Consider the following 17791-nt stretch of genomic DNA (forward strand, 5'->3'; position numbering starts at 1 on the left):
CTTAAACTGTGGACTCTAGAACTCTGATTGTCATCCCCACGTACAACGAGCGTGAGGCGCTGCCCGTCGTCGTGCAGCGCCTGCGTGCGGCCCAGCCGGACGTGCACGTGCTCGTGGTGGACGACAACAGCCCCGACGGCACCGGCGAACTCGCCGACCGGATGGCCGCCGAGGACGCGAACATCCGCGTCCTGCACCGCGAGGGCAAGGGCGGGCTCGGCGGCGCCTACATCGCCGGCTTCAAGTGGGGGATCGCGCACGGCTACGAGGTCCTCGTGGAGATGGACGCCGACTGCTCCCACCAGCCGGAGGAGCTCGGGCGCCTGCTGACGGCGGTCGAGGACGGCGCGGACCTCGCGATCGGCTCCCGCTACGTGCCCGGGGGCAAGACCGTGAACTGGCCGTGGCACCGGCAGTTCCTCTCCCGCGGCGGCAACACCTACACCCGGGCCGTGCTGGGCACCCGCATCCACGACATCACCGCCGGCTACCGAGCCTTCCGCCGCAGCGCGATCGAGCGCATCGACCTGGACAGCATCGAGTCGGTGGGCTACTGCTTCCAGGTGGACATGGGCTGGCGCGCGGAGCTCGCGGGCCTGAAGGTCGTGGAGGTCCCGATCACCTTCGTCGAGCGCGAGATCGGCGACTCGAAGATGGACCGATCCATCATCGTCGAGTCGATGAGCCGCATCACCCGCTGGGGCCTCACCGCCCGCGCCAAGACCCTTTCGCGGAAGCTGGCCGCGCTGGGACGCTGATGCGCCGGGACGTTGATGCGCGGGGGCGCTGTGGCACCTGGACGTCGGCGCCCTCCGTACGCGGCCCCGGGACGCTGACGTCCTCGGGGCATTGACACCCCCGAGCGTTGACGCCTCCGGACACGGAAGGGCCCGGACACCTGAGAGAGGTGTCCGGGCCCTTCGACGTTGTGCCTCCCGGTCCGCCGGGACCGGGTGCCGCGAGACCTACAGCGCGTGCCGCTCCCGGTAGAACTCCAGGCGCTTCTGGAGGGTCTCCTCGAGCTCCTCCATGCTGCGGCGCTCCAGGAGCATGTCCCAGTGCGTGCGAATGGGCTTCTCGTTGCTCTCCTGCGGCCCGGAGCCGTCGACCAGGAGGGCCTCCTTGCCGGACTTCGCGGTCCACGACGCCGGAATCTCGGCCTCGGCGGCGAAGGTCACGAAGACCCGCTCGCCGTCGGAGGTGCGGTACTCGACCCGCTGGCGGGCGGCGGGCTCGACGCCGGCCTCGGTCTCCATGGACTGCGAACCCAGGCGCATGCCGCGCAGGCTGCGATCACTCATCTATGCTGTCATCCCTTCCAATGGACGCGGTCTATCTGCGGATTCAACGCCCGCTCGCGCCCGGTTATTCCCGATTCTCCCACACCCCCGCCCGCGGCCGGGGCCCGGGCGGGGGAGCGGAAGGCGGGTCGATCAGCGGGAGGCGGGTCGATCAGCGGGAGGCCTCCGGCCCGGCGTCGGGCTGGTTCCCGTCGGCCGGCGGGGCGGCGTCGTCGGGGGACTGGCTGCGCTTCATCGTCTCGGACTTCTCCGCGATCTTGTCCTCCACAGCGGCTTTCCGCTCGTCGCGCCGCTCGGAGCGGGCGTCGGCGACGGGCTCCTCGCGGGGCTCGACCTCCAGCGGCGCGTCCGGGTCGATGCTCGAGGCCGGCATCTCGAAGTCGTCGGGGTCCACCATGGTCCGGTTGGGATCGGCCTTGAGGTCCTCCTCGGTGATCCGCAGCTCGGGGGAGTCCACGATGGAGTCCTCCGGAGTGGCCGATTCCTCGGCCGCCTCCTCCTCGTCCGCGCCGCCTGCGAAGGGGTTGAGCGGGTCGATGGACGAGGAGCCGCCGTCGCCGAAGACCTTGCCGATGCCGCGCAGCGCGTCGCCCAGCTCGGTCGGGACGAACCACAGCTTGTTGGCGCTGCCCTCCGCGAGCTTGGGCAGGGTCTGCAGGTACTGGTAGCTCAGCAGCTTCTGCGAGGGGTTGGCGCGGTGGATCGCGGTGAACACCTTGTGCACGGCCTGGGCCTCGCCGTCGGCGCGCAGGATCGCGGCCTTCGCGTCGCCCTCGGCGGAGAGGATGGCGGCCTGGCGCTCACCCTCGGCGGTGAGGATCTGCGACTGCTTCTGGCCCTCGGCGGTCAGGATCGCCGCGCGGCGGTCCCGCTCGGCGCGCATCTGCTTCTCCATCGAGTCCTGGATGGACATCGGCGGCTTGATCTCCTTGATGTCCACGCGGGACACGCGCAGGCCCCAGCGGCCGGTCGTGCTGTCCAGCACCCCGCGCAGCTCGGCGTTGATCTGATCGCGCGAGGTCAGCGTCTCCTCGAGGTTCAGGCCGCCGACGACGTTGCGCAGCGTCGCGCTGGTCAGCTCGTCCACCGCGTGGATGTAGTTGGTGATCTCGTAGGTCGCGGCCTGCGAGTTGGTGACCTGGAAGTAGACGACGGTGTCGATCCCGACCACCAGGTTGTCCTCGGTGATGACCGACTGCGAGGGGAACGAGACGACCTGCTCGCGCAGGTCGATCAGCGGCAGCACCCGGTCGATGAAGGGCACCGTGAAGTGGAGCCCGGGGTTGAGCGTCGCGTGGTACTTGCCGAGGCGCTCCACGATGCCCGCGCGCGCCTGCGGGATGATGCGCACGGCCTTGAACAGCACGATCGCGACGAAGATGATCAGCAGGGCCAACAGCACGATCAGTGCGATGGATCCTCCCATGGGTTCCTCCTAGGGTGGCGGTGAGTGGGGCAGGTTCAGGGGGTGGCCGGGGCGACGACGGCGGTCGCGCCGTCGATCCGCACCACGCGGGCGAGCGAGCCCGCGGGCAGGACGACGTCGCCGTCGAGCCGCGCGGACCAGGTGTCGCCCTCGAGGCGCACCAAGCCCTGGCGGGCGGTCACGGTCTCCAGGACCTCGACGCGGGCGCCGATCAGCGCCTCCACGTTGTTGCGGGTGAGCGGGTCATCGGGTGTCAGCCGCCGCATGAGCGAGGGCCGCACGAGGATGATGAGCAGCAGCGACGCCACCGCGAACGCCAGCACCTGGATGACCCAGTTGCCGGTGAAGAACGAGGCGACCCCGGCGACGACCGCGCCGCCGGCCATCATGAGGCAGAAGAACTGCAGCGAGAACATCTCGATCAGCCCCAGCACCAGGACGGCGATCAGCCAGATCGCCCACGGGTTTGCGAGGAACCACACGGTTCGTCCACGTCCTTTCAGGTTGTGCTTCCTTCCATGGTGCCCGCCCGGGACCCCGGTTGCCAGCACCGTGTCTCGCGACGACGCCGCCCGGGCGGGCGAACCCTCCCGGACGGCGTCGTGCCTCGTGGGCCCGAGGATGCGGACGACGCCGTGCGCGCGCCGCCCGAGCGGGCCTCACACCTGGATGATGCCCATCAGCACCGCGCAGAGCAGCAGCACGATGCTGAAACCCCACATGATGAGGAAGGAGTACCGGATGTGCTGGCCGATGTTGGCCTCGGCCAGGCCCAGCGCGAGCCACATCGCGGGCGCGAACGGGCTGACGAAGGTCCCGATGATGTTGCCGACGATCAGCGCGTAGGCGGTCGAGGCGGTGTCCACCCCGAACCCTCCGGCCGTGGCGTCCACGAGCGGCAGCACCGAGAAGTAGTAGGCGTCGGTGCTGGTCAGCATGTCCATGGGCACGCCCAGGAAGCCCACCACGAGGTGCAGGTACTGGCCGAGCCCCTCCGGGATGACCTCCAGCAGCGACAGCGCGACCGACTCCAGCATGCCCGAGTCGTTGAGCACGCCGAGGAACACCGCGGCGGCGATGATCACTGCGGCCATCATGAGCGCGTTGGGCGCGTGCGCCTTGACCCGCTCCATCTGCTTCTTGGCGTTGCCAAAGTTCAGCGGCAGCGCGATGGCGACGCCGATGACGAACGCGAGCTCCGGGGGCAGGATGTCGGCCAGCATCGTGGCCACCACGGCCAGTGCCAGCACCACGTTGAGCCAGTAGACGACCCGGCCGCCATTGAGGTCGCGCTTGAGGTGGGCCCGGTCCTCGACCTGGCGCTGGCTGAAGTCGTCGGCGATGGTGCGGATGTCGACGTCGCCCACCGGCTGCAGGCGACCGGCGGCGACCCCCACGCGGATCCGGCGCGTCTCCCGCACCCCGAGGGCCGCGGCGAGCAGGATCAGCAGCCCCAGGCCGATGCCCTGCAGCGGGATGAGCGGCTGGTACAGCTGGATGGGCTCGGTGCCGGTCGCGGCGGCCGCGCGGATCAGCGGGCCGCCCCACGGGACCATGTTCATGATCGAGGCGCTCAGGCAGATCAGCAGGAGCAGCAGGTAGCGGCTCATGTTCAGCGCCCGGTACAGGGGGAGCAGCGCGGGCACGGTCAGCAGGAACGTGGTGGCGCCGGCGCCGTCCAGGTGGGCGATCGCGCCGATCAGGACGGTGCCCACCGTGACGAGGATCACCCGGCCGCGGGTCAGCAGGATCAGGCCCCGGATGACCGGGTCGAACAGTCCGGCGTCGGAGAGGATCCCGAAGAAGATGATGGCGAAGATGAACATCACCACCACGCTTATGACGGACGCGAGGCCCGAGGAGAAGAAGTCGCCGACGTCGCCCGGCCCGAAGCCGACGACGAGGGCGCCCGTGATGGGGATCAGGACCATGGCGACGACCGGGGACACGCGGCCCCAGATCAGCAGCCCGACCGTGACGACGATGATCCCGAGGCCGGCTATCGTCAGCATCGTTGATGGTTCGCTCATGTGCTCGGTGGAGACCTTTCTGGGGTGCGAGGCGAAGGTCCGCCGAACCCGTCGGTTCTCCGTCGAGGCGCGATCGTCCGGCGGATCGCAGCCGGGCCCACGGCTGCGACGAGAGGTTGGCCGGGCGGGTTCGACGTCGAGCCCGCCCGCGGGCCCCCCAAAGGTTCCCAGCGCGGTGTGGCGTGTGTCAAAGTGAGCGCCCGCGTGAGGCGACATGGAGCCTCCGCTACGGCCCGTCCCAATAAGCCGATAATCTACATTATGTAAAGTAGACCGTCCGCGCGATCCCCCGCGCGGCATGCGCCACGTCCTCGGACCCGTGCCATGTGCTCCTGCCGCGCGACCCCCGTCCTCCGAGGCCGCTCACCCGGCCGGCGTCGTGCGCGAGAGTTATCCACAGGCCGCGCGAGATCCCACGGGTGCGCCCGCGCGCCGGCCCGTCCGGCTCCGCCGCGTGCAGGAATGCGCCCCGAACCCGTTCCGACCTGCGCCGATGAGCTTTCCACGGGACGCGGCGTGCCACGATGGTCACCGTGCCGTCATCCCGTGATCCGCGTTACCTCGACGCGCTGAGGCTTCCCGGCGCGGCGCCGACCCTGGGCGCCGCGCTGACGGGGCGCGCCGCCTACGCGATGGACGTGCTGCCGATGCTCTACGCCGTCTCGGCCGCCACGGGGTCGATCGGCTCGGCCGGCCTCGCGGTGGCGGCCTACGGCGCGACGGCCGGCGTCCTGGCGCCGGTGAGGGCCCGGCTGATCGACCGGCACGGCGCCCGTCCCGTGCTGGCGGTGCTCACGGTGCTGTTCGGCCTGTCCATCGCGGGGCTCGCGGCGGGCAGCGCGTGGGGGGCCTCCGGCGTCGTGCTGATCCTGCTGGCGGCGGTGATCGGGGCCTGCGCGCCGCCGCTGGGACCGACGATGCGGGTGGCCTGGGGCCGCCTGGCCCCCGACCGGGAGCTGCTGCGGCGCGGGCTGAGCCTCGACGCCGTGTGCGAGGAGCTGCTGTTCCTCGCCGGGCCCGCGCTCGGCGGCCTCGCGCTGGCGGTCCTCCCGCCCGAGGCGGTGCTGCTGGGGCTCGCGGGCCTCGCGATGCTCGGCGGACTGGGGTTCGCGGCGACGCCGGTGGTCGGGCGCCTGGGTCCCGCCGCGGCCGGCGCCTCGGCCGTCGCGAGGCCCCGATCGGTCCTGCGCGAGCCGGGCTTCGTCCGCCTCCTGGTGCCGGTCCTGGTCGCCGGCGGGGTCTCCGGGGCGCTGACCGTCATGGTGCCGCTCCAGCTGGCCGACTCCGGGGGTGCGGGCGCGGCCGGCGTCGTGCTCGCGCTGTTCGGGGTCGGCAGCGCGCTGGGCGGCCTGGCCTACGGCGCGATCCGGCTCCCCGGGGGGCCGTTCCGCCAGCTGACGGTCTCCGCGGCGCTGCTCGTGGCGCTGAGCGCGCCGATGGGGCTGGTCGCGGGTCCGGTGGCCGCGGGCGCCCTCTTGGCGGCGGCCGGGCTGTTCTTCGCCCCGGTGCTGGTGGCCGCGTACCTGGCGGCGCACGACGCCGGTGGGGCGGGCCGGGAGAACTCGGCCTCGACCTGGGTCAACACCGCCCACAACCTCGGCTCCTCGGCGGCGACGGCGGCGGCCGGGGTGCTCGCGGAGTCCCTCGGCGGACCGGCCGCGATGGCCTGCGTGACCGGGGTGGCGCTGGCGCTGCTGGTGGCCGCGGCGGCACGGAGCGGGCGCGCCCGCTCTGAGTGACCCGGGATCAGCCGCGCCCGTCCGCGCCGTGAGGTAGCGTGAGCGAAACGCCGCCCGGGCGGCCCGGCCGATGCGAGGTGCACCCGAATGCCCGTCAGCTTCCTCTCCCGCGCCGTCGTCAGGGGCCTCGGCTCGCTCGTCGCCGGGCTGACGGCCGGGGCCGCGCTCCTGGCCGTGACCCTGCTCCCCCACATCGCGCTGCTCACGGCGATCTCGGTCGCGGCCGCGCTGTTCGCGGTGACCGGGCTCGCCGTGCTGTGGCCCATGGACGCCGACCGCACCCGCGACTTCGCCTACCGCGAGGACTTCAAGCCCTTCGTGGACGAGGTCATCGTCGTCGTCGCGACCCTGGGCGGGCTGGCCGGCATCCTGGTGGTGCTGGTGCTCGGGAACCAGGGGTCGGACGACGGCGCGGCCATCCTGGCGCTGCTGGCCGCCTTCGGCACGTGGGCCTGCCTCCACACGATGTATGCCGCGCGGTACGCCTACATCTACTACCGGGACCCGTCGCGGAAGGTCATCGACTTCAACACCGACGAGCCGCCCACCTACCAGGACTTCTTCTACTTCAGCTTCGCCGTGGGAATGACCTACGGGATCACGGACACCGCCGTGTCGGACCGTGAGGTCAGGGTGATCGTGCTGCGGCACAGCATCATCTCGTACGTGTTCGGGGCGGCGATCATCGCCACGGCGATCAACCTCGTGGTGGACGCCATCTCGATCTAGGCCCCCGGCCGGGCCGCTCCCCGTGGGCCGACGCCGCGAGTCCGCCGCGTCGGCTCACGATCCTCCCGGCGCCGCCTCGTCCGGCGCGGCCCCGTCCGGCGCGGCCCCGCTCGCACCGGATCCGCTCACGGCCGCCGCGTATGCCGGTCGAGGTCCCGCTGCGCCTTGGGCCGCTCGATCAGGATCATGACCATGCCCAGCAGCCACAGCGGGAACTGCAGCGCCATGGCGACCTTGAAGGAGCCCAGGTCGTAGGTCTCGGGCGTCCCGCTGCCCTGGAGGTCCAGCGCGACGCCGATCAGCAGGATCGCCACCAGCGCGGCCGTGAAGCCGCCCATGTTGGCCAGGCCCGTCGCGATGCCCAGCTGCCGCGCCGGCGCGTGGGAGCGCACGACGTCGAACGCGATCATCGACAGCGGGATCCCGGCCCCCATCACGACCGCGACCACGCCCGCGACCCACACCGGCGCCGCACCCGGCCACGCCAGCAGCACCGCCCAGGACCCGAGCATCACGACGACGCCGTAGAAGGCCATCCGCACCCGGTGGCGGGCGAAGCGCGAGAGGATCGGCCCGAACAGCACGGCCGTGACCATCGAGGAGATGACCGCGGCGTTGAGCACCCCGGCCGCCGCGGCGAACGGGTAGCCGAGCCCGCCGGTGAGGAACGGCGTCCCCCACAGCAGGAGGAAGCTGTCCGCGGAGAACATCGTGGCGAAGTGGATCCAGAAGGCCAGCCGGATCCCCGGCCGCCGGGCCAGGGACCGTAGGGCCGGCAGCACGCCGCTCGAGCCGGGCCCGACGACGGGCAGCACCTCGGTGATGATCAGCATCCCGGTCTCCACCGACTCGGGCGCCGCGGCCGGCCGCGCGACCCGGTTCCGGCCGGTGAGACGCTCGAGCAGGGTCCCGACGCCGGGCCCGTCGCGCAGCAGCAGCGCCACCAGCACCATGACGACGGCGCCGAAGCCGGCCAGCGCCGCGAACCCGGCGAACCAGCCGGCGGCCCCGACCAGCGCGGCGAGCGGCGCGATGGCCAGCAGCTGCCCGACCTGCCCCACCAGCCCGGTCGCCTGGTTGACCACCGGCGTCTGGCGCCGGGTGAACCACTCGGCCACGAGCCTAACGAGCGAGGTGAAGATGCACGCGTCGCCCGCGCCCATGACCACGCGCGCGGCGATCGCGACCGGGATGGACTCGGTCGCGCCCAGGGCGAGCTGCCCCAGCGACATCGCGGCCAGCCCCGTGGCCACGACCCACGAGACCCCGAAGCGGTCGAGGCCGATGCCGACGGGGATCTGGCACCCGGCGTACACCACGAGCTGCAGCACCACGAAGGTGGACAGCGTCGTGGCCTCGGCCGAGAAGTGCTCCTGGGCCACGGGCCCCAGCGCGGAGAACGAGCTGCGGTTCACGACCGCGATCAGGTAGGCGCACAGGCCGACGGACCAGATGATCCACTTGAGCTTCGAATTTCGTGTCGTCACCGTCCGACTCTATCCGCCGCCGCAACTCGGCGCTCGCGCCGGCGTCGCACCCGGTACGGCATCGCACCAGATGCGGCGTCGCACCCGGTACGGCGCCCGACGTCGCGCTCCCCCGCCGGTGCGACCTCACCGTCTGCGGCACCCACCTCCCGCGCGTTCGCCGGTCTGGCCCGCACTCTGGCGCGGCACGAACGTTCACCCGCCCATCCGACGTCCCGAAACCCACCGCCGAGTCCCAAACGTTGACGGGCATTGACGCCCGGTGCGAAGATGGAGGCATCACCGCACGACCCACGACCCACGACCATTGGACGGGAGCAGCGATGTCACCCACCGCGCACCAGAACGCCGCCGCCTCGCGCATCCGCCGCCAGCGGGTGCGCGCGCGCCGCCTCGCCGCGGGGGACGTCCGCTTCGGCGCGGAGGGCAAGGGCATCGGCGACCCGGCGTCGTCGCCCCCGCGGCCCGGCTCGCCGACGCGGCGGATCGCGGAGGACCTCGCGGCGATGGTCCGCGACCTGGACCGCCGCGGCGAGCTGGAGGGCCTGACCCTGCAGCAGCGGCGCGAGGTCGTCGACGCCGCCCGGGACGCGATGCGCACCCAGCTGCGCCAGCGCGAGGTCAACGACCGCATCGGCCCGCTCCTCACCCTGGACCGGACGCGCGCCTACCTGGGAGTCGGCTCGCGCCAGGCGGTGGACGGCCGGGTCAAGCGGCACACGCTGCTGCGCGTGGTCACCGCCGACGGCGTCTCGCTCTTCCCCGAGTTCCAGTTCGCCCGCGGCCGGGTCAAGCCCGCGCTCCCCCGCCTCTACGACGTCCTGCTCGGCTCGGGCGCGGACCCGTGGACCGTGGTCTACTGGCTGACCGCCCCGGTGGGGGTCGACGGAGGGACGCGCGCGCTCGACGTCGTGGACTCCGGCGACGAGGACGCGATCGCCGATCTCCTGGACCAGGCGCGCCGCGACGCCGCCGGCTGGAGCGACGCCGTTGCCCGCTGAGCGCCACGAGAGCACCGTCCCTCGGCCCGGCGCGCCCGAGCTCTACGCCGACTTCCCGGCGCACCTCACCGCGGACGGGGACCGCTGGTACCGCGTCCACCGCCGCGAGCACTCGCCGTGGTGGTACTCCTGCTCCCCCGGCCGGTTCAACCTGCGCGCGCCGCGCGGGACGCTGAACACCGCCTCGGACCCCTCCTGCGCGGCGCGCGAGATGCTCGGGCCGCGCCTGGTCGGGGGCCACCGCGTGCCGGGGGCGCACGTGGCGGGCCTCGTCATCACGGCGCTGAGCCTCCGCCGCTGCGCGCCGCCGACCTGCTCTCCGGCCGCGCGCCCCGCTACGGCCTCGTCGCCGGGGACATGTCCGCCCCGCGCGAGGACGCCTACGCCCTGACCCGCGACTGGGCCGGCGCCTTCGACGAGGCGGGGTTCGACGCCGTGCGCTCCCGCTCGCGCTTCGGCGCCGGCGAGACCCCGCTCTGCCTCTACGTCTTCGGCCCCGCGGGCGAGCACGAGGGCGGTCCCGCCGAGGAGCACGCGCGCCTCGGCGCATTCCTCGAGGACGAGCTGGGGCTGGCCGTGGACCCGGTGCCGCACTCCGTGGACCTCGTCGTGAAGGACTGAGCGCCGGAGGCGCGGCCTCGGTGCCGGCCGTGGGACCGGTGCCGCATCTCGGATGCCGGCCACGCGGGCCAGACGCTGCAACTCTGGCCCCGGCTGCCCGGGCTGGTCGCCGCTTCCCCTGCCCCGCCCGCACGGGCCGACCGCCACTTCTCATGCCCTGGCCGCACGGGCCGGTAGCCGCATCGGATATGTTCGAGGGATGCAGAGCACGGAAATCGGATCCCGACCGTCCACCGCCGTCGTCAGCTTGGCCCTCGCCGCCGACGTCGTCCTGGTCGTCGTCTTCGCCGCCTTCGGGCGCAGCGCCCACGGAGAGAGCCTCGCCGGCCTCCCCCTCACCGCCTGGCCCTTCCTCGTGGGGCTGCTGGTCGGGTGGGCGGCATCGCGCGCCTGGCGGCGCCCCCTGTCCGTCCTGCCCACCGGGCTTCTCCTGTGGCTCAGCACCGTGGCCATCGGCGTGGGGCTCCGGGCCGTGACGGGGCAGGGCACGCACTGGTCCTTCGTGATCGTCGCGCTGATCGTCACGGCCGTCTTCCTCATGGGCTACCGGTTGATCGCGAGTGGCATCGCACGATTCAGAAAACGCTGACCGAGAACCACCTCGAACATAAACCTGAACTTTAGGCTTACTCCCTCAAGCTTCAGTTGAAGCTGAGCCAAAGCGTGGATCTCGACTGGCCTGCTCCGCAGCGCCACCGACCCGGACAGGAGCCCAGCTCCGGCCGCCGGGGCGGCGCGTCAGCCCTTCAGGAACTCGATCCAGCGGTCGAGCACGCCCTGGGCCGCGCCGGTGTCGATCGACACGGCGGCACGGGCGATCGCGCCGTTGATGCGATCGGCCAGCGGCGCGGCGGAGTCGGCCTCCTTCACGACCAGGCCGGCCGCGGCGTTGAGCAGCACGGTGTTGCGGATGGGCCCCTGCTCCCCGGCCAGCACCCGCCGGATGACCTCGGCGTTGTACTCCGCCCCCTGGCCGGTGATGTCGGCGATCGTGTTGGGCGGCAGCTCGATGTCCGCGACGTCGAGCACGGTGTGGGAGACCTCCCCGCCGTGGGTCTCCCAGACCAGGTTGGGGCCGACGAGGCTGAGCTCGTCCAGGTTCATCGGGCCGGTGAACACCAGGGCGTGGTCGCCGCGCTCGGCGAAGACGTCCGCCATGAGGGGCGCCATGTTGGCCCGGGCGACGCCGATGACCGAGGAGCGCACGCGCGCGGGGTTGGACAGCGGCCCGAGGTAATTGATGACCGTGGGCACGTTGAGGCGCCGGCGGATGGGGCTCAGGTGCCGCATCGCGGGGTGGTAGGTGTTGGCGAACAGGAAGCCGATGCCGATCTCCGCCGCCGCGGCCTCGACCCGGTCGGCCGGGGCGTCGAGCGGGACCCCGAGGCGCTCCAGGGCGTCGGCCGAGCCCGTGGTCGAGGAGGAGGCGCGGTTGCCGTGCTTGACGACCGTCGCCCCCGCGCCGGCCATCACGAGCGAGGCCATGGTCGAGATGTTCACCGTGTTGAGCTGGTCCCCGCCCGTGCCGACGATGTCCACGGCGTCGCGGGGTCCGTTGTAGGGGCGCGCGAGCTCCAGCATGACCTCCGAGAAGCCGGCGAGCTCGGCCGCCGTCTCCCCCTTGGTGTGCAGGCCGACCAGGAACCCGGCGACCTGCACCGGGTCGGAGTCCTCGCTCAGCATCTGGTGCATGGCCCACGAGGCCTGGGCCGAGGTGAGGTCGCCCCGGCGCTCCACGAGGGTGATGAGGCTCTTCCAGCTCGTGTCCTGGGTCGCTTCCGCAGTAGTCATGGACCCCACCCTAGGGGACGTTCGCGCAGTATCCGGCGCGCACCCGCCGGTGTCCTGCACGCCCCCTGGGAGGGGGCTGTGAGGGACCGCTCACAGTGAGGTCTCCGGCGCCCCTGCGGGAGGTCCGGACGCGGGGAGAGTGTCGTCACCCCGCCGCCCCCCGAGCCCCGGAATCCCGGGCTCGGACACCGGGGGTGACACGCCGGGGCCCGGGAATGCCTCCTCCTGTTGGTGCCCCGGGACTTTTACAGACATAATGTCTATGTGACAACTGCAACCCAGACTCCCAGTACGTCGGCGGCACCGACTCTCAATCGGCCCAACATCGTGTCCGTGGGGACCGTTGTGTGGCTCGCAAGCGAGTTGATGTTCTTCGCCGGCCTTTTCGCCATGTACTTCACCATGCGCGCGACCTCCCCCGAGGCGTGGGCAGAAGGTGCGGACCTCCTCGACATCCCCCTCGCCCTGGGCAACACCATCGTGCTGGTGCTCAGCTCGGTGACCTGCCAGTTCGGCGTGTTCAAGGCCGAACAGCTCAAGGCCCGGCGCTCCGGCGCCATCTGGCAGGTCGGCCAGTGGGGCATGATCGAGTGGTTCTTCCTCACGTTCGTGATGGGCGCCTTCTTCGTCAGCGTCCAGGCCCTGGAGTACGCGACCCTCGTCTCCGAGGGCGTGACCATCGCCAGCGGCCCCTACGGCTCCGCGTTCTACATCACGACCGGGTTCCACGCCCTGCACGTGACCGGCGGCCTCATCGCGTTCCTGTTCATCATCGGGCGCGCGTACCTGGCCAAGCGGTTCGGTCACTACGAGGCGACCTCGTCCATCGTGGTCTCCTACTACTGGCACTTCGTCGACGTCGTGTGGATCGTGCTGTTCCTCGTCGTCTACTTCCTGAAGTAACAGACCGGCACCGCACCCGCACACGCACCCACACACAAAGGATCTATCGACGTGAAGGCTCTTTCCCAGAAGCGACGTCACCCGTTCGCGGCCATCGTCCTGCTGGCCATCGCCCTCCTGCTCACTGGTGGCCTCTACGCAGTTGCCACTGCCACCAATGAAGCAAAGGCCGAGACCGGCGGCGCCGCCTACTCCGCAGACGACATCGCGGAAGGCGAGAAGCTGTTCAACTCGAACTGCGCCACCTGCCACGGCACCACCGCCGAGGGCACCGGTGCGGGTCCGTCGCTGATCGGCGTCGGCGCTGCCGCCGTCGACTTCCAGGTGGGCACGGGCCGCATGCCCATGCAGATGCAGGGCGTCCAGGCCCAGATCAAGCCGGGCCAGTTCAACGAGGAGCAGGTCCAGCAGCTGGCCGCCTACGTCGCCTCGCTCGGTGCGGGCCCCGCCATCCCCGAGGACGAGTACCTCGACGTCGCGCAGGGCGACGCCGCCAACGGCGCCAAGGTCTTCCTGGCCAACTGCGCCATGTGCCACAACGCCGCCGGCGCCGGCGGCGCGCTGACCCGCGGCAAGTTCGCCCCCACCCTGATGGGCGTCTCCGAGCAGCACATCTACGAGGCGATGGACACCGGCCCCCAGAACATGCCGGTCTTCAACGACACGAACATCACCCCCGAGGAGAAGCGGGACGTCATCACCTACCTGAAGACGCTCGAGAGCAACACCCACCCGGGCGGCTTCGGCCTCGGCTCGCTGGGACCGGTCTCCGAGGGCCTGTTCATCTGGACCGTCGGCCTCGCCATCGTGCTGGGCTTCACCGTCTGGCTGACCTCCCGCTCGGCGTAGCGAACGCCGCACCCCACGACAAGATCTCGCACCAAGGAAGTTAGAGGAACACATGGCTAGCCATCGTGACGGGGCACCGGAGCCTTCCGACGCCGTTGCTACCTCCCAGCAGGAGCACCAGGAGCGTTTCCCGGACCCGGGCCTGCCCCACCACCCCCCGCGTCTGACCGACGTGGACCCCCACCGCGCCAAGAAGGCCGAGCGCCAGGTGGCGTGGCTCTTCGGGCTGTCGATCCTCGGATCGCTCCTGTTCTTCGTGGGCTTCTTCGCCGTCAGGGTGGACGGCGACATCTACGACGTGCTCAACCCGGACCCCACCTCGCAGCTGCGACTGCAGAACTTCCTGCTGGGCCTGGGCGTGACCTTCGCGATGTTCGGCATCGGCATCGGCATCGTCCACTGGGCCCGTACGCTCATGCCCGACCACGAGATGGTCGAGATGCGCCACGAGGTCAGCTCCGAGGCCGACCGCGCGGATGCGCAGGAGATCGTCGAGACCGTCCTGGACGAGTCCGGCATCAAGCGCCGCCCCCTGATCCGCAACACGCTGATCGGTGCGATCATCCTCGCCCCGCTGTCCTTCATCACCCTGTTCCGCGAACTGGGTCCGATCGACACCCGCGTCCTCTCCCACACCATGTGGGACGAGGGCATCCGGCTGGTCCGGGATCCCTCCGGCACGCCCATCCGCGCGGCGGACGTGACCCTGGGCTCGACCTACCACGTGCTGCCTGAGAATCTTCTCGGCATCTCCCACCAGGACGGCTACCTCGAGGAGAAGGCGAAGGCCGTCGTCCTGCTCATGCGCCTCAAGCCCGAGGAGCTCAACGTCTCCCCCGACCGGGCGGACTGGAACTACGACGGAATCATCGCGTACTCGAAGGTGTGCACCCACGTGGGTTGCCCCATCGCCCTCTACGAGCAGCGGACGCATCACCTGCTGTGCCCCTGCCACCAGTCGACCTTCGACGCCGCCAACGAGTGCGCCGTCATCTTCGGCCCCGCAGCGCACCCGCTGCCCCAGCTGCCGATCACGGTCGACTCGGAGGGCTACCTTATTGCCCGCAGCGACTTCCACGAGCCGGTCGGACCGGCCTACTGGGAGCGTGGCCGCCAGAAAGAAGAAATGGCGAGTGAGGCCTGATCATGTCTAATGCAGTCAACGAATACAAGCCGGCGACCCGCACCGGTCACATCGCGAACTTCGTGGACTCCCGCGTGGGGATGTCCGGCATCGTCAAGGAGTTCGGCCGCAAGATCTTCCCGGACCACTGGTCCTTCATGTTCGGTGAGGTGGCGCTCTACTGCCTCATCATCCTGATCCTGTCCGGCACGTACCTGACGTTCTTCTTCAACCCCACCATGGACACCGTCATCTACGACGGCTCCTACGTACCCATGCGGGGCGTGGAGATGTCTGGGGCCTACGCCTCGTCGCTGAACATCTCGTTCGACGTCCGCGGCGGCCTGTTCATGCGCCAGGTCCACCACTGGGCCGCGCTGCTGTTCGTCGTCGCGATCGCCGTGCACATGATGCGCGTGTTCTTCACCGGCGCGTTCCGCCGTCCGCGTGAGCTCAACTGGGTCGTCGGCGGCACGCTCTTCGTGCTCGCCATGGGCGCCGGGTTCACCGGCTACTCCCTCCCCGACGACGTGCTCTCCGGCAACGGCCTGCGCATCATCGACGGCGTCATGAAGGCGATCCCGCTGGTCGGCACGTACCTCTCGCTGTTCTTCTTCGGCGGGGAGTTCCCGGGCCACATGGTCATCGGGCGCCTCTACACGCTGCACATCATGATCGTCCCGGCGCTGCTGCTGCTGACGGTCGCGATCCACCTGTTCATGGTGGTCGTGCACAAGCACACCCAGTACCCCGGTCCGGGGCGCACCGAGAAGAACGTGGTCGGCTTCCCCGTCGGCCCCGTGTACGCGGCCAAGGCCGGCGGCTTCTTCTTCATCGTGTTCGGCATCCTGGCCCTGCTGGCCTCGACCACCACGATCAACGCGATCTGGAATTACGGTCCCTACGATCCCTCCCCCGTCCAGGCCGGCACGCAGCCCGACTGGTACATCGGCTGGGTCGACGGCGCGCTGCGCCTCATGCCCGGCTCCTGGCCGTGGCACTGGCAGCTGGAGCTCGGCGGCACCTGGGTCTTCGCGGTCCTGCTGCCGATGGTTCCGGCGGCGATCCTGCTGGGGATCTTCTTCACCTGGCCGTGGATCGAGCGCTGGGTGACCAAGGACCACCGCGAGCACCACATCCTCGACCGGCCGCGCAACGCCCCGTTCCGCACCGGCGCCGGCGTCGCGGGCATCACCTGGTACGGGGTCATGATGGCGGCGGCCAGCTCCGACCTCATCGCGACCCACTTCCACGTGGCGTTCAACGACGTGCTGTACGTGCTGCGGTTCCTGTTCATCTTCGGTCCGTTCATCGCTTTCGAGGTCACCCGGCGCATCTGCCTGGCCCTGCAGCGCAAGGACCGTGAGGTGGTCCTCCACGGCGTGGAGACCGGCCGCGTGGTCCAGCTCCCCCACGGCGAGTTCATCGAGGTGCACGAGCCCCTCGACGAGTACGACCGCTACCAGCTGGTGTCCTTCAACTCGCCCGTATACGAGCCCGCCCAGGCCAACGCCAAGGGCAAGGTCACGCAGAGCGAGAAGGTCCGAGGCCGCATCTCGAAGCTGTTCTTCGAGGACCGCGTGGCTCCGGTGACGCCGGCCGAGCTCGAGGCGGCTCACCAACACCACGAGCTCGAGAGCAGCAACCGCTAACCCGGTTCCCCGCCCTCCGGTTCGACGCCGGGCCCTCCCCATCGCGGGGAGGGCCCGGCTTTTCGCCGTCCGGGCCCCGATCCGCACGAGTCGGGATCTCACGTTGAGCGGTGCCGCGGCGTCTGCATCATGACCGGAGGATCCGCACCGACCCGAGGAGAGCCCCATGAGCCCCGCACACGCCCAGAGCACGCGCCATGCGTCGGTTCCGACGCCGCTCGGCCCGCTCCTCTGCGTCGCCCGGGGCGACGCCCTGGACGACGCCGGAGGTGACGCCCTGAGCGGCGTCTACTTCCCGGGGCACCGGCCCGCGCCGGCCGCATCTGAGCTCGGCCCGAGGGTCCGCCTGGAGACGGATCCGCTCCTCTCCGAGACGGCTCGTCAGCTGCGCGACTACCTGGAGGGACGCCGCGACGGCTTCCAGCTTCCCCTGGCGGCCCCGCGGGACGACGTCGCGCGGCGGGTGCGCGAGCTGCTCCGGGAGATCCCCTACGGGACGACCACCACGTACGGGCAGATCGCGGAGCGCCTGGGGAATCGGCACCTGGCGCAGCGGGTCGGCCAGGCCGTGGGACGCAACCCCCTCAGCATCGTGGTGCCCTGCCATCGTGTCGTGGGTGCGGACGGCTCGCTCACGGGGTACGCGGGTGGCCTGGAGCGCAAGCGGTTCCTGTTGGAGCTGGAGGAGCCCGCGCATCGCGCCGAGGAGCGGCTGTTCTGATGCCGGCGGACCCGTGCTGCGCGCGAGCAGGCCGCAGAGAGGAGCGCCCGGATCACCCCGCGAGCCTGAGCGATGGCAAACGTGAGCCTGTCCGTCCCTGGAAGCCTCGCTGACGGTCAGCCACGTCGATCACGTCTTCCCCGTCCGCGCACCGCGTGGCGCCTCCGCCCCGTCCAGGGCCCTCCCGCCCGCACAAGGGGCAGGAGAAGGCATCTGGTGGCGGGCATCGCCCGGGGGCGACTCGACGACATTCCGCCAGCACCCGGTCTCCGGCCCGGCGTCCTCCGATTTTTCACGGTTCCCGGCAGGCACGACGGCACCCGCCCCGCGGGTCCCGTCCATCGCTCTAAGTGCGACACCGGTTCACCGCGCTGGCCCCGTGAGGGGGGGGGTAAGCGGGCCCGTTCGAGACTGTGAC

General features: G+C 71.0%; 18 protein-coding genes. 12 read left to right on the forward strand and 6 right to left on the reverse strand.

Features of this window, described 5'->3' with window-relative positions; translation table 11 throughout:
• Positions 1–8: 8 nt before the first annotated feature.
• A complete protein-coding gene (locus NBM05_RS00680; RefSeq protein ID WP_254164261.1) occupies positions 9–758 on the forward strand; it encodes a polyprenol monophosphomannose synthase in 750 nt (249 codons plus the stop codon).
• Positions 759–965: 207 nt separating this feature from the next.
• On the opposite strand, the gene NBM05_RS00685 is transcribed toward NBM05_RS00680, so the two are convergent.
• From NBM05_RS00685 to NBM05_RS00700, 4 genes are all read right to left on the reverse strand, one after another.
• Positions 966–1301 (reverse strand): RNA polymerase-binding protein RbpA, encoded by a 336-nt coding sequence (locus tag NBM05_RS00685; protein WP_254164263.1) that lies wholly within the window; start codon positions 1299–1301, stop codon positions 966–968.
• 151 nt (positions 1302–1452) lie between these two features.
• Positions 1453–2727, reverse strand: a complete 1275-nt coding sequence (locus tag NBM05_RS00690; protein ID WP_254164265.1) for an SPFH domain-containing protein — start codon at positions 2725–2727, stop codon at positions 1453–1455.
• A 35-nt stretch (positions 2728–2762) separates the two neighbouring features.
• Positions 2763–3209: an NfeD family protein gene (locus tag NBM05_RS00695; RefSeq protein WP_254164267.1), complete on the reverse strand. Its 447-nt coding sequence runs from the start codon at positions 3207–3209 to the stop codon at positions 2763–2765.
• A 177-nt stretch (positions 3210–3386) separates the two neighbouring features.
• Positions 3387–4757 carry a CitMHS family transporter gene (locus NBM05_RS00700; protein ID WP_254164269.1) on the reverse strand — a complete coding sequence of 457 codons (1371 nt, stop codon included), beginning with the start codon at positions 4755–4757 and terminating at the stop codon, positions 3387–3389.
• 533 nt (positions 4758–5290) lie between these two features.
• On the opposite strand from NBM05_RS00700, the gene NBM05_RS00705 reads away from it, so the two are divergent.
• Together NBM05_RS00705 and NBM05_RS00710 are read left to right on the forward strand one after the other, a co-directional pair.
• Positions 5291–6496 carry an MFS transporter gene (locus NBM05_RS00705; protein ID WP_254164271.1) on the forward strand — a complete coding sequence of 402 codons (1206 nt, stop codon included), beginning with the start codon at positions 5291–5293 and terminating at the stop codon, positions 6494–6496.
• Between the two features lie 87 nt (positions 6497–6583).
• Positions 6584–7225 (forward strand): DUF1345 domain-containing protein, encoded by a 642-nt coding sequence (locus NBM05_RS00710; RefSeq protein WP_254164272.1) that lies wholly within the window; start codon positions 6584–6586, stop codon positions 7223–7225.
• Between the two features lie 125 nt (positions 7226–7350).
• Here NBM05_RS00710 and NBM05_RS00715 read toward each other — a convergent pair whose 3' ends face one another.
• Positions 7351–8712 carry an MFS transporter gene (locus tag NBM05_RS00715; RefSeq protein WP_254164274.1) on the reverse strand — a complete coding sequence of 454 codons (1362 nt, stop codon included), beginning with the start codon at positions 8710–8712 and terminating at the stop codon, positions 7351–7353.
• A gap of 323 nt (positions 8713–9035) precedes the next feature.
• Here NBM05_RS00715 and NBM05_RS00720 point away from each other — a divergent pair, with 323 nt between their 5' ends.
• The 4 genes from NBM05_RS00720 to NBM05_RS00735 all read left to right on the forward strand — a co-directional run bounded on the left by NBM05_RS00720 (position 9036) and on the right by NBM05_RS00735 (position 10923).
• Entirely contained in the window at positions 9036–9713 is a 678-nt protein-coding gene (locus tag NBM05_RS00720; RefSeq protein WP_254164276.1) for a hypothetical protein, read from the forward strand.
• Positions 9703–10104, forward strand: coding sequence for an RES domain-containing protein (locus tag NBM05_RS00725; protein WP_254164277.1), 402 nt, complete (start codon positions 9703–9705; stop codon positions 10102–10104). The genes NBM05_RS00720 and NBM05_RS00725 overlap by 11 nt, the downstream gene beginning before the upstream one ends.
• Positions 10071–10334 (forward strand): hypothetical protein, encoded by a 264-nt coding sequence (locus NBM05_RS00730; protein ID WP_254164279.1) that lies wholly within the window; start codon positions 10071–10073, stop codon positions 10332–10334. Before NBM05_RS00725 ends, NBM05_RS00730 begins: the two co-directional genes overlap by 34 nt.
• Positions 10335–10533: 199 nt before the next feature.
• Positions 10534–10923 (forward strand): DUF3054 domain-containing protein, encoded by a 390-nt coding sequence (locus NBM05_RS00735; RefSeq protein ID WP_254164281.1) that lies wholly within the window; start codon positions 10534–10536, stop codon positions 10921–10923.
• 149 nt (positions 10924–11072) lie between these two features.
• Here the strand turns inward: NBM05_RS00735 and trpD are convergent, their stop codons facing one another.
• Positions 11073–12125 carry an anthranilate phosphoribosyltransferase gene (gene trpD, locus NBM05_RS00740; RefSeq protein ID WP_254164283.1) on the reverse strand — a complete coding sequence of 351 codons (1053 nt, stop codon included), beginning with the start codon at positions 12123–12125 and terminating at the stop codon, positions 11073–11075.
• 264 nt (positions 12126–12389) lie between these two features.
• Between trpD and ctaE the strand changes: the two genes are divergently transcribed.
• From ctaE to NBM05_RS00765, 5 genes are all read left to right on the forward strand, one after another.
• A complete protein-coding gene (ctaE, locus tag NBM05_RS00745; RefSeq protein ID WP_254164285.1) occupies positions 12390–13028 on the forward strand; it encodes an aa3-type cytochrome oxidase subunit III in 639 nt (212 codons plus the stop codon).
• A 51-nt stretch (positions 13029–13079) separates the two neighbouring features.
• Positions 13080–13877, forward strand: coding sequence for a cytochrome bc1 complex diheme cytochrome c subunit (gene qcrC / locus NBM05_RS00750; protein ID WP_254164287.1), 798 nt, complete (start codon positions 13080–13082; stop codon positions 13875–13877).
• Positions 13878–13929: 52 nt separating this feature from the next.
• On the forward strand, positions 13930–15021 hold the full coding sequence (qcrA, locus tag NBM05_RS00755) for a cytochrome bc1 complex Rieske iron-sulfur subunit (protein ID WP_254164289.1): 1092 nt from the start codon (positions 13930–13932) through the stop codon (positions 15019–15021).
• Between the two features lie 2 nt (positions 15022–15023).
• Positions 15024–16652: a cytochrome bc1 complex cytochrome b subunit gene (gene qcrB, locus NBM05_RS00760; protein WP_254164291.1), complete on the forward strand. Its 1629-nt coding sequence runs from the start codon at positions 15024–15026 to the stop codon at positions 16650–16652.
• A 166-nt stretch (positions 16653–16818) separates the two neighbouring features.
• Positions 16819–17373, forward strand: coding sequence for a methylated-DNA--[protein]-cysteine S-methyltransferase (locus NBM05_RS00765; protein WP_254164293.1), 555 nt, complete (start codon positions 16819–16821; stop codon positions 17371–17373).
• The last annotated feature ends 418 nt before the right edge of the window (positions 17374–17791 follow it).

The sequence above is a fragment of the Rothia santali genome (assembly GCF_024199905.1).
Lineage (GTDB): Bacteria > Actinomycetota > Actinomycetes > Actinomycetales > Micrococcaceae > Rothia > Rothia santali.